The sequence below is a fragment of the Clostridium sartagoforme genome, assembly GCF_004794105.1.
Taxonomy (GTDB): domain Bacteria; phylum Bacillota; class Clostridia; order Clostridiales; family Clostridiaceae; genus Clostridium; species Clostridium sartagoforme_B.
The window spans coordinates 232,602-250,243 of record NZ_SRYR01000004.1 but is presented as its reverse complement, the minus strand read 5'-3'; the positions used below and the strand labels follow the sequence as shown (position 1 = coordinate 250,243).

The 17,642-nt window shown below is 31.1% G+C and carries 12 protein-coding genes and 2 pseudogenes; 2 read left to right on the top strand and 12 right to left on the bottom strand.

Annotation, left to right across the window (positions count from 1 at the left end; genetic code table 11):
- Nucleotides 1-132: 132 nt before the first annotated feature.
- The 4 genes from E5347_RS17240 to E5347_RS10685 form a co-directional block, all read right to left on the bottom strand.
- Complete coding sequence (locus tag E5347_RS17240) at nt 133-249, bottom strand: glycoside hydrolase domain-containing protein (RefSeq protein ID WP_425350450.1); 117 nt, start codon at nt 247-249, stop codon at nt 133-135.
- A 158-nt stretch (nt 250-407) separates the two neighbouring features.
- Nucleotides 408-1,733, bottom strand: coding sequence for a 6-phospho-alpha-glucosidase (locus E5347_RS10695; RefSeq protein WP_136007211.1), 1,326 nt, complete (start codon nt 1,731-1,733; stop codon nt 408-410).
- A 54-nt stretch (nt 1,734-1,787) separates the two neighbouring features.
- Nucleotides 1,788-3,350, bottom strand: a complete 1,563-nt coding sequence (locus E5347_RS10690) for a PTS transporter subunit EIIC (RefSeq protein ID WP_136007209.1) — start codon at nt 3,348-3,350, stop codon at nt 1,788-1,790.
- Between the two features lie 72 nt (nt 3,351-3,422).
- Nucleotides 3,423-4,208: a carbohydrate deacetylase gene (locus tag E5347_RS10685; RefSeq protein WP_136007207.1), complete on the bottom strand. Its 786-nt coding sequence runs from the start codon at nt 4,206-4,208 to the stop codon at nt 3,423-3,425.
- A 193-nt stretch (nt 4,209-4,401) separates the two neighbouring features.
- Here E5347_RS10685 and E5347_RS10680 point away from each other — a divergent pair, with 193 nt between their 5' ends.
- A complete protein-coding gene (locus tag E5347_RS10680) occupies nt 4,402-5,130 on the top strand; it encodes a MurR/RpiR family transcriptional regulator (RefSeq protein WP_136007205.1) in 729 nt (242 codons plus the stop codon).
- 26 nt (nt 5,131-5,156) lie between these two features.
- Here the strand turns inward: E5347_RS10680 and E5347_RS10675 are convergent, their stop codons facing one another.
- On the bottom strand, nt 5,157-5,303 hold the full coding sequence (locus E5347_RS10675) for a hypothetical protein (RefSeq protein WP_136007203.1): 147 nt from the start codon (nt 5,301-5,303) through the stop codon (nt 5,157-5,159).
- Nucleotides 5,304-5,576: 273 nt separating this feature from the next.
- On the opposite strand from E5347_RS10675, the gene E5347_RS10670 reads away from it, so the two are divergent.
- Complete coding sequence (locus tag E5347_RS10670; RefSeq protein ID WP_136007201.1) at nt 5,577-6,545, top strand: EcsC family protein; 969 nt, start codon at nt 5,577-5,579, stop codon at nt 6,543-6,545.
- Nucleotides 6,546-6,685: 140 nt separating this feature from the next.
- Here E5347_RS10670 and E5347_RS10665 read toward each other — a convergent pair.
- The 7 genes and pseudogenes from E5347_RS10665 to E5347_RS10625 all read right to left on the bottom strand — a co-directional run.
- Nucleotides 6,686-6,927, bottom strand: a pseudogene (locus E5347_RS10665) (glutamine-hydrolyzing GMP synthase); the annotation flags it as partial.
- Nucleotides 6,905-7,471, bottom strand: a pseudogene (locus tag E5347_RS17095) (DUF815 domain-containing protein). The pseudogenes E5347_RS10665 and E5347_RS17095, both read right to left, overlap by 23 nt.
- A gap of 93 nt (nt 7,472-7,564) precedes the next feature.
- On the bottom strand, nt 7,565-7,939 hold the full coding sequence (locus E5347_RS10645; protein ID WP_136007197.1) for a hypothetical protein: 375 nt from the start codon (nt 7,937-7,939) through the stop codon (nt 7,565-7,567).
- A gap of 249 nt (nt 7,940-8,188) precedes the next feature.
- The gene (locus tag E5347_RS10640; protein ID WP_136007195.1) at nt 8,189-15,526 is read right to left on the bottom strand and encodes a glycoside hydrolase family 3 N-terminal domain-containing protein; all 7,338 of its coding nucleotides are present in this window, start codon (nt 15,524-15,526) and stop codon (nt 8,189-8,191) included.
- Nucleotides 15,527-15,598: 72 nt separating this feature from the next.
- Nucleotides 15,599-15,910 (bottom strand): PTS lactose/cellobiose transporter subunit IIA, encoded by a 312-nt coding sequence (locus E5347_RS10635; protein ID WP_136007193.1) that lies wholly within the window; start codon nt 15,908-15,910, stop codon nt 15,599-15,601.
- The gene (locus tag E5347_RS10630) at nt 15,910-16,206 is read right to left on the bottom strand and encodes a PTS sugar transporter subunit IIB (RefSeq protein WP_136007191.1); all 297 of its coding nucleotides are present in this window, start codon (nt 16,204-16,206) and stop codon (nt 15,910-15,912) included. The genes E5347_RS10635 and E5347_RS10630 overlap by 1 nt, the downstream gene beginning before the upstream one ends.
- Nucleotide 16,207: 1 nt before the next feature.
- Entirely contained in the window at nt 16,208-17,641 is a 1,434-nt protein-coding gene (locus E5347_RS10625; protein WP_136007189.1) for a 6-phospho-beta-glucosidase, read from the bottom strand.
- Between the last annotated feature and the right edge of the window lies 1 nt (nt 17,642).

The following is a 17,642-nucleotide window of genomic DNA, read 5'->3' as shown; positions in this document are numbered from 1 at the left end:
TTCTGTTCAGAGCTTAAGCCATTTTATCCACTGGCATAGCCAGTGGTTTTCAATACAATAAAAAAGCCATTTGCTCTAATTAAAGAACAAACAGCTTTCTATGCTCATATCTATTAAATTATTCTTTTTTACTCACTCATAATTTAGTGCCAAAATAGTTCCACAGCACAAGTTAAATGTTACCCATTTATCAAAATAAGTATAATCATACTCAAAGAATCCATCGGCATTTTTAATCCATTTTACCATATATGGATATGTAAAAGATAAAAATTAATAGCAAAATCCACATAAAGATTAGTGTATAAAGTTTTGCATAATTAAAAATGAGCTGTATCAGATTGAATTAATAAATTCAGTCTGAATACAACTCCTTTTTTACTATTATATTAAATTCAAGTAGTAGTTTACTTTAATTCAGGCCATAAACCTTTATTAGCTTCGTATAATTCATCTAACACTTTTTTACCCACAGAGTAATTAGGGATTGTTTTGTTAAGCATCACAGCTTCTAAGGCTTTTTGATAAGATCCAGATAATGCTGCGTCAACTGTCATTTTTTCATATGCTTTTTGCATTTCCATCAATCCTTTTTGGAAAGTTGGTATTTCACCAACATTGATGGTTTCAGCTCCCATTGAACCAATATAAGCTGGTGTCTCAACAACTGCTTCTGGATCAAAATTAGAGATTGCACCATGATTCTTTTTATTGACTATAAATCTTTCCCTAGTATTATGAATAATCGCATAAGCAATATCTACAATATAATTACCATGAACTCCTGCATGTAGTGAAGAATCTTTAGCTGATCCTTCTGAAATCACTCGACGACATTCATCATAAATACGTTTTTCCCTACCTTGCATTACATAATCTCCACGAGTAAAGGAAACATCATCATGGGCTACCATTTCATCTGGAGTCAAATAATACTGCAAGTAACAATTAGGGAAATACTCTGGGAATCTTTTAAATAGACTAATCATTTGTTTATAGGTCTCCACCCAATATTGATCTCCAACAGTTTCATCATTTGACATTAAAAGTGTATCAATTTTACCAGAAAGAACATCTTCACGTAATTGTGGTAACAAATCAAAGCCATTTTCATCATAGACATTTGTCCACCAACCAAAGTGATTCAGTCCAAAGTATTTAAATGTTAAATCGCGGTGCTCCTTATTAAAGTACTTTGCAATGGCTCCTTCAATTGAAATCGGCATATCACAAATACATAAAACATTCGCATCTGGAAACTCACGATAAATTGCTTCTGATAAAATAGCCTCTGGATTTGTATAGTTTAAAATCCAAGCCTTAGGACAAATTTCTTTTACCTTTTTAACGATTTCTAAAACAGCTGGGATTACCCTCATGGCAAAGGAGAATCCACCTAAACCACAAGTTTCTTGACCAACAACTCCATTGTTTAAACATATTTTTTCATCAATAGCTCTTTGTTTATTCAAGCCTGGACGAATTTGCATAAATAAGAAATCAGCACCTTTTAAAGCTTCATCAATATTTGTTGTGTAAGTAACGTTTACTTTAGAGCCTAATTCTTTATAATACATTTTCGTATATTGTCCAAGCAAAGAAACTCTTTCCTCATCAATATCATATAGAACTAAATCACTTAAGTTTAATTCTCCTGCACGCTTTCTTAAAACTTCTAAAATACCCGGTGATTGAGTAGAACCTCCACCAACCATTACAAATTTATTACCCATCTTCTATCTTCCTCCAATTTTTCAAAAACTATTTCTTAATTTATGCATATTACTTTATGCATGTACTTTTTTTTGATAATCTATATAAGCTTCAACTTTTTCACGTTCTTGTTCAACACCCATACCAATGACGATTTGGATATGTTTACCCTTGTCAACTATTCCAGAAGATTTAACATTTTCTTTTAAGAATTGAATGTTTACTTTCTTTTCATCTTTTACATCAACACGTAATCTTGTGTAGCAATTAATGATATTTTCAATATTGTCTGCACCACCTAAACCAGCAACGATATTTTGAATTTGTGGTTCAAATCCAGAATCAGAATTACCTCCAATGGAATCAATGACTGGCTCACTTACAACCTCGGCTCCTTCACGTCCTAATGTTGGAATATTTAATTTCACGATTAATTTTTTGAACACAAAATACTCTAAAACAGCAGTTGCTATAAAGATTACTGGAATTAAATATTGATGCCCTAAACGTGTTGGAAGTGCAAAACTATTGATAATCATATTTATTCCTGTATCAAACTGGATAGCAATACCTACTAGGTTTGTAATGAATAAACTCAATCCATATACTACAGCATGCGCCACCCATAAAACTGGTGATAGGAACAAGAATAAAAATTCTAGTGGCTCAGTAACACCAGCCAAGAAAGCTGTAGTTACAGTTGGAATTAAGATTGTAGCAACCTTCTTCCTATTTTCCGGACGTGCTGTTTTCCAAATTGCAAAGGCAATACCAATTGGTAAAGAAATTGAACCGAAGTTTGATAGATAACCTATCGATGGATGCATTGTTGTAATTTGACTTGCATTTCCTAGTTCGGCTAACCAGATATTAAATGCACCATTATATGTTTGACCAGCAATTTCTGCGATACCACCAAGCGGAGTATAAAAAATTGGCATCCATAAAAAGTGGTGTAGTCCTACCGGTAAAAGGAGACGATTTAAGAACCCATAGAAGAAAAAACCTACTGATCCTGCAGTTGTAGTTGTTTTAACCACTGCTTCAACTGCTGAATTAACCATTGGCCAAACATAAGTAATCCCTATTGCAAACAGAATTGTTGCAAATACGATCAAGATGTAAACAGACTTTGTACCAGCATATGGTGACAAATACTTATGTAGCTTGATATCTCCGAACTTATTAACCATCCATCCTACGAACACACCTAAAGATATTCCTAGAAAAACTCCCATATCAGTTACTTGAATACCAAAGACCATTCCTTGTCCAGTACCATAAAGTCCTTGTTCACCCGCAACAGCCAAGCGATCCGTAATTGTTAACCAAGAATTATTTGCGTATAAAAAGATTAAAAATGTAATAATTCCTAAAATTGCCGCATCCGTTTTATATTTTGGTTTTGCTAATGCTGCAGCAATCCCTACACAAAATATAGCACTTAGCTGACCAATCATTCCACCAGATAAAATATTAAAGATAAAATCTCCAATATTTTTTGTGAAGTTTGGCATAAATTCCAGTTTTAAAATTGCACAAACTGATAAAATAATTCCCGTCACCGCCATAAACATTACTGGCTGAATAATTGCTTTTGAAAAAACACTAGCTGATTTAATAAATTTCTCCTTCATATATGTCTCTCCCCTTTAATAGTTTTAATTTAATTATTACAACTTTTAAAAAAGTTGCTAATCAACAAATACTTATACATTTTTGTAACTGCATGTCACAATCTGATTATCTTCAAATAGTTGCTTCATTTGTGAGTCACACAAAATTGATACTTCCTTCATCCTTTGAATATTGAATGAAGAATTGAAATACAGAATCTCATCTACATAAGCTGGATGAACCATAAGCTCTGTTATCTCATTATCTTCAACTTGATCAAGGACTGCTTGAATTTCCTCGAAACATCTAATTCGGTTTTCTTCAAAAGGTATTGTTAAGTCACGAATGGCTGAATGATCCATTAAATCTAGAAAACCCTTAATTCCCTTCTGAACAGGTAACTCTATATTTTCTTCTAACTCAAAGACATTTCTAAAACACAAATGATATTTATCTGCAATTCTTTTCGTTATCTCCAAATTTTCAGGAAATGTATGGGCATGATGATGACTATCCAAATGAGTCAACTTAAGTCCATGATCAATTAAATAATCAATTTGATAGCACCATTCCTGGAAAATTTCTTCATCACACATTTCATTACGATGTTTTTTATATTCAGCTAGACTATAAAAATCTCCGTTTCCATCTATGAGTGACTCTCCTTTAGTTAAAGGTTTTCCACAAGTTAAAACAAGATGACCACCTACTCCAAGATCTGGGTTTTCCTTAGCAAGGGTAATAGCTTCATCACATCCTGGCATATTAGCCATTAAAGTTGTAGAGGTCAGAATCCCTTCTTTATAAGCTTTTATGATTCCTAGATTCACTGCTGAAGAGTATCCAAAATCATCAGCATTGATAATTACTTTTTTCATAATCTCCCTCTTTCATTAAAGACGGTCTTTTAAGTTATATGACCATATTTTATTAAAGAAACTATATTCATACAATTGTATTTGCTTTCTTTATGTTAATAGTATATTATATAAAAAAAGCGTAAACAATGCTTATACACTAGCATGGTTACGATTTCACTTTATGAATATACTTTCACAGGAGCGTGATATCATGGCAAAAATTTACTATTTAAATCGTTTATTTCCCAACAGTAACTTTCGCGATGAAGATGAAAAAATAATAGAAAACATTATAGAATCGATTAAAAGTGAAGCCGTCATTGACATTCGTACTGTTGCACAAATGAACTATACTTCCCAATCCTCAATCAGTCGCTTAGCAAAAAGAGCTGGTTTTAATAATTTTAAAGAACTAATCTTTTTCCTTTCAAAAGAATTTTCACATAAGTCTACAAATCAAATGGAAGACTTTCCTTTTGCAATGGTAAATCAAGACTGGGATCACATAGATAGTTATTTTAATGATGCTTTTTCCAATAAAAAAATCTATTTGTATGGTGAAGGATTTTGTCAAACCCTAGTTAATTATACATATCGTAAATTACTCTTGAAAAAAATTTATGCTATTGATTTAGAAGGTGTGGAAATAAGTTTGGTATCAGATCAAACACCTTATACCTTAATTACATTTTCCCAATCAGGTGAAAACAAAAATGGTTTACTCAAAATGGATGAATGTAAGAGTTATGGAGGTAAAGTTATTGCTTTGACAGCTACAGAACACAGTAGCTACGCTACCAAAAGTGACCTTTCCTTCATTGTAGAAAGTGGAGCCACTGGTATAGATCATGAAAATCAGAATTTAAATTACTTTTTTGGTAACTCTCTGAATTTAATAGAGTATCTTATTAATCGTTATACAAAAACACCAAAAGCATAAATCTTTTTGATTTGTGCTTTTGGTATTTATACTATCATGAAATCACTTTTTGTTACACCTCTAAGTGATGTAGAATTATCATAAGTTCTTTTATGTCCCACTACTCTTACTGATCTCATATTAGTAAGGACTCTAAAGTATAGAATATATAGATAATCAAAACCTCTCTGCATATCTTCTGTAAAGTCATTGTAAACCTTTATTGGGAATTATTATTGTAGTATAATAATTTATGAAATAACTACTAAATTTAATGAATTATGTAAAAAATGAATTGTAAATACACTTTTCCCAAATAAGTAAAATAAGTTAGTTAAAGAAAGGTGCATCCATATAGTAAAATTTAATTATACGTATTTATAAAAATACTTTTATTTATTGCTGATAATATAATAAAAAGCAATTTATATATTTTACACATATTGTTATGAATGAGGGGTAAATAAATGAAGGATGATAAGAACCAATTAAAAAGTAATAAAAATATGAAGGAAACTTTCAACAGCATAGTTAAGGGGGCAGGAACAGCAGTATCAAATGTTGCTGATAAAACAAAAGGAGTAGTTGCTAAATCTAAAGACTCTGTAATTAATGCAGTAGATGTAAACGGAAATGGTGAGATAGATATTGAAGATTTTATTATTTTAGGATTACGAACACCTGGTATAAAAGTTAACCGAGCTAATTTTCTCCAAAAAGAATTAATGAAAAATTATCCTCAAAATATTATTGATGATGCAATAACTTCTAATCCAGCATATGCTAAAATACCATCAAGTGTAATTGATAAGATTGCTGATGAAGTAATTAAATATGAAAGAAACTGTGTCTCAGGAATATCCACTGCATTAGGAATGCCTGGTGGATTCGCTATGGCGGCTACTGTCCCAACTGATATCGCACAATATTACGGATATATGCTAAGAGCTACTCAAAAACTTATGTATCTATATGGATTTCCTGAAATAGATACTACAGAAAAAGGTCATAAATTTGACTCAGAAACAATAAATCTTTTAATTATTTGCTTAGGGGCTATGTATGGAGTCCATGGTGCTAATACTGCTTTGAGAACAATGGCAGCAGCATTAGCAAAAGGTGTTGAAAAGAAATTACTAAAAGCTGCACTAACAAAAGGTACTATTTATCCAATTGTAAAAAGAGTTGCAAAATGGTTCGGAGTTAACATGACAAAAAAGGTCTTTGCTGGCTTCTTTAAAAAAGCAATTCCAGTTGTTGGCGGTGTAATAGGCGGCGGGATTACATATTTCACCTTTAAACCTTGCTGTGATAAATTGAAAGAATCTCTTCAAGATACATTATTAAGCAATCCAAATCATCATATATTAGAAGATGAATTGATTATTAGTGATGCTATTGAAGTGCCTTGTAATAATGAATTTTCTAGCTACTAATTACACCATTTATCTATGTACTTACAAGCCATCTTAAAATTGCAAAGCTATTTTTCAAAAAGTATTGTCATTTTATTTTTATAAAACATAAATATAGCCCACAAACCTGCATAACTGCTTTGTTTGTGAGCTATTACTAATTACTCGAATTCTATAGTAGCTGGTGGTTTTCCTGTGCAATCATAAAGCACACGGTTAACGCCTTTAACTTCATTTACTATTCTAGTTGTTACTTTTCCAAGTACTTCCCTGGAAGGTCAGCTGATTCTGCTGTCATGAAATCACTTGTTGTTACAGCTCTAAGTGCTATAGCATAATCATAAGTTCTTTCATCTCCCATTACTCCTACTGATCTCATATTAGTAAGTGCTGCAAAGTAGAGAATGTATAGATAATCCAAACCTATCTGCTAAATATATCTGCTCTTCTATTGTCTCATTTATATGAATGTCATCTCCATTTCTATCAGAAAAGGATTCCTAAACTAAATGACGTCTATTACTTGTTGAATATAAAACCATATTTTCTATTTTAGCAGATACTGAGCCTACTAAAATTGCCTTTAAAGCTCTAATTTCTTAATTATTTTTTGCAAAATATAATTCATCAATAAATATAATAAATTTAAAAAGATCGTTTGCAAGCTTCTCTATAAGCTCAGATAATTTAAGCAAGTCCCCTTCTCTAACTTCTATCATCCTTAATCCTTTATCAGCAAATTCATTAACTATTGCCTTTATTGTAGAAGATTTACCTGTTCCTTCATCACCATATAAAAGAACATTAACAGCTGGTCTTTCTTTTATAAAAGCATAAGTATTATCAATAATTCTTTTTTGCTGCCTTTCATAACCAATGTGACTTGATAATCTAATATTATCAGGATATTTTACAGGTACTACTTCCCCTTTATTATAAGTAAACATAATATTATTTGCATAAATACCATACCCTAAGGTAAATAGATTCTCCTTTCTTTCTCTATACATTTTATTAAAATCATATTCTGAGTTAGTTGTCTACTCTGGTAAGAATATAGCACATCCAACTTCTTCTTTTATCTCCTTAGCTATTATCATTGAAATTTCTTTAAGAGTTTCAAGTTCATGCTTCACACATTTTTCTAACATCTCAGAAACAGCTTCCTTATTAGATAATTTACGAATATAGATATTTTCATCAAATACAATAAGCTGCCGAATATACTCAGAAAAGCTTTCATTCTTTTCAAAAAGCTCACGAACAAAATTACTATACTTTTCAATTTTTTCTATAGTACTACTTTCCTTAACATCAATCATATCAATAAATGATTTCATAACCTTGTCCTCAAATATCTTATTAAATACTATAAATGACTTTACTTTAATATTAATTAGCTCCAATGAACTCATAATATTACCCCCTTTTTATTTCCCCATTACTTTAATTTTTAATGCCCAAGTTTTAATTTATAGATAATAATATACCTCCAAAATATGGTTGTCAATAAAGTTTATCATTAATCTAATTATAGACTATAACAAATTCTATTCTCTTTAATTTATATTAAAATAGCAGATAATCACTTAGATTATCTGCTATGGTAAATTTTAAACAAATGTATTTTTATATTTAAGTTATAAATAAATTATAAAATATAATTATTTTTTAAGTTTCATTTTTTTCTTTTTTGAAAGCAATAGAATCATAAAAGCAGAAAGTATTGCAAGTGATATATATATTACACTATAATTCTCATCCCCTGTGTTCACAATTCCACCATTCACTTCTGAATCACTATTTGTAGAATCATTGGCTTTACTATCTTTAACAGTCAATTCTACTACTTTCGAAATTTTTTCGCCATTATATTCTAATGAAATAACAATACTATATCTACCTATTTTATTTATATTTACCGAATTTAAATCAAATTTTATGTCATCAAGCGATGCATTATCTACTTTAACTTTGAATAGTTCAATTAGATTTATACTACTTAAATCTGTATTCAATTCTACTTCAGCATTTTCTGCATTTATAGTAACAACTGTTTTATTTACAACTGAAACTTTAACCACTTTTCTAGACTCATTACCTGAATTATCAGTTGCAATAATCTTTACTTCATATTCTCCTACAACATTCGGATTATAGCTTGTTTCAATTTTATATACTGCATTATCTGCATCTTCTACAATCAATCCAATAATATCTTTAAGTGCATCCTTACATCCAAGTTCAACAACTGCATCCTCTGCTTTTATAATTGGTGCTTTCGTATCTTTCACTTGTAATTTAACTGTTTTATTAACACTTGTTCCATTAGCTTCAACACTGATAACAATATCATATTTCCCAATTTTATTAGTATCAACTTTTGAAATATCATATTTCACATTATCTATTTCTGCATTTTCTACTTTAACTTTGAATAACTCATCCAAATTTATACTATTTAAATCTGTATTCAATTCTACTTCAGCATTTTCTGCATCAATAGTAACAACTACATTATTTATAACTGAAACTTTAACCACCTTGCTAGACTTATTACCTGAATTATCAGTTGCAATAATCTTTACTTCATATTCACCTACAACATTAGGATCATAGTTTGTTTCAATTTCATACACAGCATTATCTGCATCTTTTACAACCAATCCAATAATATCTTTAAGTGCATCCTTACATCCAAGCTCAACAATTGCATCTTCTGCTTTTATAATTGGTGCTTTCGTATCTTTCACTTGTAATTTAACTGTTTTATTAACACTTGTTCCATTAGCTTCAACAGTTATAACAACATCATATTCTCCAATTTTATTAGTATCAACCTTTGAAATATCGTATTTTACATCATCTATTTTTGCATTTTCTACTTTAACTTTAAATAATTCACTCAAATTTATACTATTTAGAGAATCACCTAATTCAATTTCTGCATTTGATGCATTAATTACTGGAGGATAACTTGCTTCTTTTAAAGATAATGTAAATGAAGAATAATTAAACCCATCTATATCATCATATATTCTCAAAATCTGATTACCTGATTGTAATTCAACTTCAATAATTTCACTATCTTTAAAGGTATCCCAACTACCAGTTTTGGCAGCTTCTACACTTCCTAGTTCTGTAATTTCAGTACCATTAACCTTCTGTAAAATAGCTGTTGCATTATTAACAGTATTTCTACCACTCTTTATTTTAAACTCATAGATACCTGCTTGTTCAACATTAACATAGTAGTCTTGATAAGAGCCAACAACTTGATTTCCAATACTATTTTGCCCATTTTTTGTTTCAATTGCCCATCCTAAATCAGTTGATCCTCCTATTGTTTGATCAGCAGTTATTGTTGTTGTAGCTTTAATATCTACAGGTTCATTTAACTTCTTAATTGTTATATCTTTTATTTCAAAACCATCTGAACTTCCATTTATTTCAAAACGTAAGGTTTGCTTTCCTTTTTCGAAATTTAATGTATTTTTATATCCTAAAGTTGCACCCCAGAATTTTGTAAATGATATACTTGCTTTGTTATCAGTTGCGTATCCTAAACCTCCACTTATTTTCAGACCATTTGAAATAGCATTATTATTTTTGACTTTATAAGAAATAACATAATTTCCTTCTTCCTCAATATCAAGATAGAAATCTACATAATTTCCCTTAATCGCATTTGAAGAAATACTTCCTTCACTTCGATATGATTTATCTTCAGTTAAAGATACACTATCTACATTATTAACTTCAATAGCTTTTGGCTCTTCATTTGTTGGATTAAATCTAGATTCTACACTTAAAGGAATACTTCCATCATCATAAGCATCTTGCTTTAATGTAATAGTTCCATTTACTGCCGATCCATAAATTGGATTCCACTTTAATACTAACTTAACAGTATTTTTATCAATTTTATTTACTTCTTCAATTGTCACGTACTTAGATGCAGTACCTGTTAACTCAATTTTATTACTTAAATCATCAGCAAATGTTCCGCCTATTAACTTAATATTAACTTCTTCCTGCCCAAAGCTTATTTCTTTATCCATTTCTAATGATTCTAAATCATTTACAGCTATTATTTTGAAAATGCCTTCTACAAAAGTATCATTTGTTCCACCATATTCTGAAGCATTTACAGTAATCTTAATATCTTTATCGACATCAAAATCCCTCTCTGCTTCTCCTGATAATATTATACTTACATTATTATAATCAATACGTGTTATAGAGAATTCAACACCTTCTGGTAAATCTAGATTCCAATTTTTCTTATCTAAAGAATCGTTAAATTTACCTGATTCCAGCTCTACATTAAATGCTTTACCATCTAAGCTTCCTTCTATTAATTCAACATTTGAAATATTAATTGCATTACCTATAATAATTGATTTTAGATTTGTGTTTCCCTTATTGAATTTAAAACGTAAAAATTGTTCTCCTGCCTCTTTAAAAGTCACCTCTACAGTCTGTTTTTGATATATACTCATATCATCTCCAGTTTTTATAATTTCAGCGTCCCCTAGATAAGTTCCTTCTGTTGAATTATCATAATCATATTTGTCAGGCATGAAAGAGTATATTCCAAATCCACTATCTATTTCAGTAGTTGCAACATCTAGAATCAAATCATATGTTCCAGCTTTCTGTACATCTACTTTATAATCAACATAATCGTCTATATCTGAAAAAGCAAAGTTTTCAGTTTCCCCTTTCACTAATCCATGCGTAAAGAAACTATTAGATGTATCTACCTTTCCAGGTACAGTAATAACACTATTCATTTTAGAAAAATGAACATCTTTAAAATTTAAGCCTCCTTCTGGAAAAGATAATGTAACCTTCTGTAATCCAGCTCCCTCAAATGTAACAAAAGTTTGAATCTGGCTATATGTGTTATATTTCTCATTCTCCGCAGAAACATATCTACGAATAGACGCTTTACCTAAAACATTATCACTCTGAGATACTAATACATTATAATCTTTATCCCATTCTCCGCCAGCAGCAATATCGAAAGTTACTTTATAAGTTCCTGCTTGTTTTACATTTACTAAATAATCTAATTTAGTCGTTGAATCAACACCAGAAATTATATTATTTTCAATTGTTCCATTTCCTATTAATTTAACATCATCTAAAGTTAAATCATTTGTAATATCCTTATATTCACTTTCTTCAATAGGAGTCCAACTATAAGTTGCCACATTTCCTGCAGGAAGAGTAGCATTAAATTGTGTTCCATCCATTACTACCTTGAAAGTTTGATCTTTTCCACTTCTATTTGCTACAACCATAACGATTTCACCAGTTTTAGGGTCTTTAAATGCAACATTAGTTACAGTTGAAGAAGATCCATTTGTTGAATCAATTCTAGCAAAGCCTGGTCTAATATATTTTGTAAATTGCCCCATAATATATACCTCTGGTGTTGCCCAGTAACCATCTTTTGATTCTGCATCTTTAACAAATAGCGTTGGGTCTGGAGTTCCTACCCATTGATGAGGTGAAATATTACTATCTAGCATTGTTACCCATGAATTATAACTTTCAGATCCATTTCTGAACCAAGTTATAATATCATTAGCTCCATTTGTTCCCCACACAGAACGTTCTGTTAGATTCATTGTATATTTATCTTTATATTTTTCATATAGTGCTCCCATTGTTTCAGGAACACCTCCATATGGATGAAAAGCGATTCCATCAACATTTTCACGTCCATCTTCAGTAGCAAATAAATCATTAACAAAGCTATTCGCTTCACTAAAGTTATGATCAAATGCCCATACTTTAACATTTTTTTCTTCTTCATTTAATATTGTACTTTTATTAAGTTCTTCTTTTATTACCTTTGCAAGTTTTGCCTCTTGTTTTCCTGTTATATAGCAACTAGGATAATTAATTTCTAATAAAGGCTCATTCTGTAATGTCATTGCATAGATTGGAATTCCTTCTTTTTGATATTCTTCTATGAAACGAACATAATATTTTGCTAAATCTTCAATATGTTCATCTCTTAAAGCACCACCCTTTAAAAGTTTATCATTGTTTGGATATGAATTACTTGCTGATGTTGACTTTTTCATCCATCCAGGTGGTGACCATGAAGATGCAAAAAATTTAATATCATCTTTAACACCTTCTTCTTCTGCTACCTCAAGAATTTCTTTTACCACTTTAATAATGTTGTAATCTTTATCTTTTTGAATAGTAAAACCATTTCCTGTTTCATTATACCAGTCAGGTTGTCCATCAAGTTCTTTACCAGTACCATCATAATAGGTATAAAACTCACGTCCCGTAAAATCTGAAGTACCTATTGTAACTCTAAATAAAGTGTTACCCATTCCATCTTCAGGTGAAACTAATCTTCTAATGAAGCTCTTTCGTTCTTCTTCAGACATTTTCATAATATTATTAACTGTAGACTCTTCAATAGAAATACCAATCCCTAAAACATCTTGATAAACCTTATCATCATCAATACTAATAGTTGTTAAATCAGAAGAGTCAGCATTAGTTATATCTAAATAATCTTTCTTGGAATTTGTATTTTCAATAGGCTGCTCTCCTTTATACCAATTCATACTTTGTGAATTTTCTGATGATGACATAGTAACAGATACAGCATTTTTTTCAATTAATGTACCATTCCCTACATTATTGGAATCGTCTTTTGGTTCTTCATACTCACCATCTGTCTTTATATATTTAAAGTAATCCACATTGAAATCTTTAGATTGTGATACTATTTTTATGGTATGCTCACCAATAGGTAAGTTTATAGAATCATCCATCTCGATTTCTTTCCAGCTATTCCATCCCCCTGTATTACTTAATTCTTTTGAACTTGAGTAGAATTTCTTTCCATCAACATACACATCCATAGCAACGTTAACCAACTGATTAGCTGTAGCGGTATTTAAAACAAACCTATATTTAGCACTTTCTGGGATATTAACCTTATAAATTAAATCTCTTCCTTGCCAGAAGTGTCCGATAGAAGTTCCATTATTCTCTAAATTAATATCATTATGCTTTGAATAATAAGCTTCAGCCTGTACAACACCACCAGTCTTTTCTAAATCGATTACTTTCCCATCTACAGGCTTATCTGTTCTGATAGGTGTAACCTGATCTTTTGTTAATCCTCTTCCATATTCAAATAAAACTTTAGTTTCATCTTTTAATTTTAATGTAATATCATTTGCATACCAAGGCCAAGTAAAGGTAAGATGTCCTGTAAAATCATAATCACCTAATAGGACATCTGCAATGCCAGCTCCTTCTGTTCCTGGAAATCCTGCCATAATAACAGCATCAAAATCCTCTAACTGTTCTACTATAGTAATTGGACGTCCTGTTGTTAATACTGCAATTATAGGTAAATCAGGATGATATTTCTTAATATTATTAATTACATTAATATCTGCATCCCTTAGCTTCAATTGTGATTCTGTTCGATCTCCTGCATATTCAGCATATGGTTCTTCACCAATGGCCACTATAGCAGCATCATAGCTATCCTCAGAAAAATATCCATTGGCTTTATAATCAATTGTTTTAGAATCGTCAGCTACTTCTTTCAAACCTTCATAAATTGTAGTTCCTTCTGTAATATTTCCTGCGGATCCCTGCCATGTAATAGTCCATCCTCCACTCTGCATGCCGATATCATTAGCAGAAGAACCTGCAACAACTAGCTTATCCATATCCTTCAAGTCCTTCATAAGTGTTGAAGTTTCATTATTAGTATATGAATTCTTTAGAAGTGTTAAAGATTTTCTCACTGCTTCTCTTGCTACCTCACGATGTTCTGCTCCACCAAACTCCTTAAGAAGTTCTTCGTCTGCATATGCCAATTTTTCATTATCTAATAATCCTAAATCATCTTTTACTTTTAAGATTCGGTAAACTGCATCACTAATTCTATCTTCAGCAATTTGTCCATTCTTTACACCACTTATAATTGCATTTATTGCAGCAAGCCATTTTTTATCGTTACCTTCATATCCATCAACCATAAGCATATCAATTCCAGCATTTACTGCAGTAACTACCTTCTCTTGGTATGTGTTTTTGCCTTCAATCTGATCAACTCCATTATAGTCTGTAATAACAATCCCACTAAAACCTAATTCACCTTTTAGTAGATTTGTAATTAATTCTTTATTGCCATGACATTTTACTCCACCAATACTGTTATAACTAATCATTACTGATTTAGCACCTGCTTCTATAGCTGCTTTATACGGAATTATTAACTCTCCTTTTAATATATCCTGAAATTCTAAACCATTGTAATCATATGGAATATCCCCTTGATTAATACCATCTGTCGCTATACCTTCTCCAATAAAATGTTTTGCAGTAGCCATTACTCCTGTATTATTTAAATCTAATTGCGACCCTTCAATATATGCTGCCCCCAATTTAGCAGATAGTTCAGCATTTTCACCATAGCATTCATAAGTACGCCCCCATCGCTCATTCTTAGGTAATCCTAAAGTTGGAGTAAATGTCCAGTTTGCTCCAGTTGCGCGCACTTCTTTTGCTGTTATTTCAGCAATCCTCTTAATTAAATCCACATCATCTGCTTGTCCTAAACCTATATTATGTGGAAATATAGTTGCATTTAAAACATTATTGTGTCCATGTACAGCATCAACCCCATACAATAAAGGAATTCCACTACCTTCAATAGCAGCAGATTGATACTCATTTAAGCGATTAGCCCAATCTCTCGCTGTATTTCCTGAACTTGGTGAAGCACCTCCACCACTCAAAATTGAGCCTATATGGTACTTCTTTACTTCATCTGGTGTTATACTTCTTGTATCAGGCTGTAACATTTGTCCAACTTTCTGTTCCAAAGTCATCCCATTAATTAATTTTAATACTTTATCCTCTTCTGCTTTAACAGGAATTAATGGAAAATTCGATATAAGGATTAATACAACCAACAACCCACTTATAATTCTTTTCATAATATCCCCCTTATATAAGTAAATATTTATTATAAAAAAAAGGAATATTTATTCCTCTTTTTATTTAAAATATTATTTCTTGACTTGCTTATATAGCTCTATCATTTCTTCCGCAACTACACGGAATGACTCTGCATTCATAAGCTGATCTTCTGCATGAATTAACAGCAAGTTAATTTCTATTTTTTCTCCTTTAGCCATTTTTTCTAATAACTCAGCATGTACCTGATGCCCTACATTAAAAGTCTTGCTTCCCTCATCAATAAGTGCATTTGCTTTTTCAAATTCACCATTTCTTGCTTCTCTAATAGCTTCAATAAAATTTGACTTAGCCATTCCAACATTAGATATCATTTGAAAACAAATTAATTCATAATTATCCATTATTTCATTCCTTTCAAAGCTGATTCCAATGCTTTTTTACCATTTATCATTCCATAAGCAGCCATATCAATAACTTCTACAGGACAAGAAACTAAAGATTGTACTTTTTTCTGTTCAAAACGAACTTGTGGTCCTAGAAGTACTATATCAGCATCTTTTGCTTTCTCTTTTGCTTCACTCACTGGATAAGCATTGATTTCATATTCTTCATCTAATTCTAATGCTGCTTCTCTCATCTTTGCTACAAGTAAACTTGTTGACATTCCTGCATTACATAATAAAACTATTTTTTTCATCTTATAACACCCCACCATTTGTTTTAATTACTTTTTTAAACCAACTATATGATTTTTTCTTATATCTTTTCAAACTACCTGATCCATTGTTATCTAAATCAACATAGATAAATCCATATCTTTTTTCCATTTCTCCAGTAGTAAAGGAAACTACATCAATACATCCCCATGGTGTATATCCTAGAACATTCACTCCATCTAAGTTAATAGCTTTATTAATTTCTTTAATATGTGCTTTTAAATATTCAATTCGATAATTATCCTCACATTTATTATCCCCATCGAGTTCATCATAATATGCCATTCCATTTTCTACAATAAAGATAGGCAACTCATATCTTTCATACAAAGAACTTAAAACATACCTAAGTCCAACTGGATCAATCGCCCATCCCCATTCTGTCTTTTTCACATATGGGTTATTCACAGAATATTCATTTCCGCCATCTAAAGTCTCTGATACATCTCTCTTTATTCCAGATTTAACAACATTACTCATGTAATAACTAATCCCAATATAATCAACTGTCCCCTGCTTCAATATCTCTGCATCTTCTTGTTCCATTTTAATATGGTACCCTTTTAATTCCCACTCTTTTAAAGCATAAGAGGAATAATGTCCTCTGACATGAACATCAGCAAAGAAATAACGATCACGCATCATCTCTGATGCAAGCATAATATCATCAGGATTACATGAGAATGGATAAATTGGCACCATTGCACACATACACCCTATCTGAAAGCAAGGATTTATCTTTCTTCCCTCTATTACTACTTTTGAACTCGCTACTAATTGATGGTGAACTGTCTGATACATAGCCTCTTCAGGTTTATCAAATTCTGAAAATTTCACTCCAGAACATGTCCATCCGAAAATGTCATTTCTATAATTTTTCTGATTATTTATTTCATTAAATGTCATCCAATATTTCACTTTATTACTATAGCGTTTCATAACAACTTTAGAAAATTTAACGAATAAATCAATAACTTCTCTGCTATACCATCCTCTGTACTTTTTAGTTAAATAATATGGCATCTCAAAATGACTTAACGTTACCACTGGCTCTATTCCATACTTTAATAATTCATCAAATAAATTATCATAAAATCGTAATCCTTCCTCATTAGGTTCTTCTTCATCTCCTTTAGGGAAAATACGTGTCCATGCAATTGAAGTTCTTAGACATTTAAAGCCCATATCTGCGAACATCTTAATGTCCTCTTTATAATTATGGTAAAAATCAATTGCTCCATGATTTGGATAATAATAATCTGATAAAATTCCATCCGTAATTAATCGTTGCTTTCCATTTGCTCCTGCTGTCATTACATCGGCAACGCTAATTCCTTTATTTCCTTCTCTAAATGCACCTTCAATTTGGTGAGCGGAAACAGCTCCGCCCCACAAAAAATTCTCTGGAAATCTCATC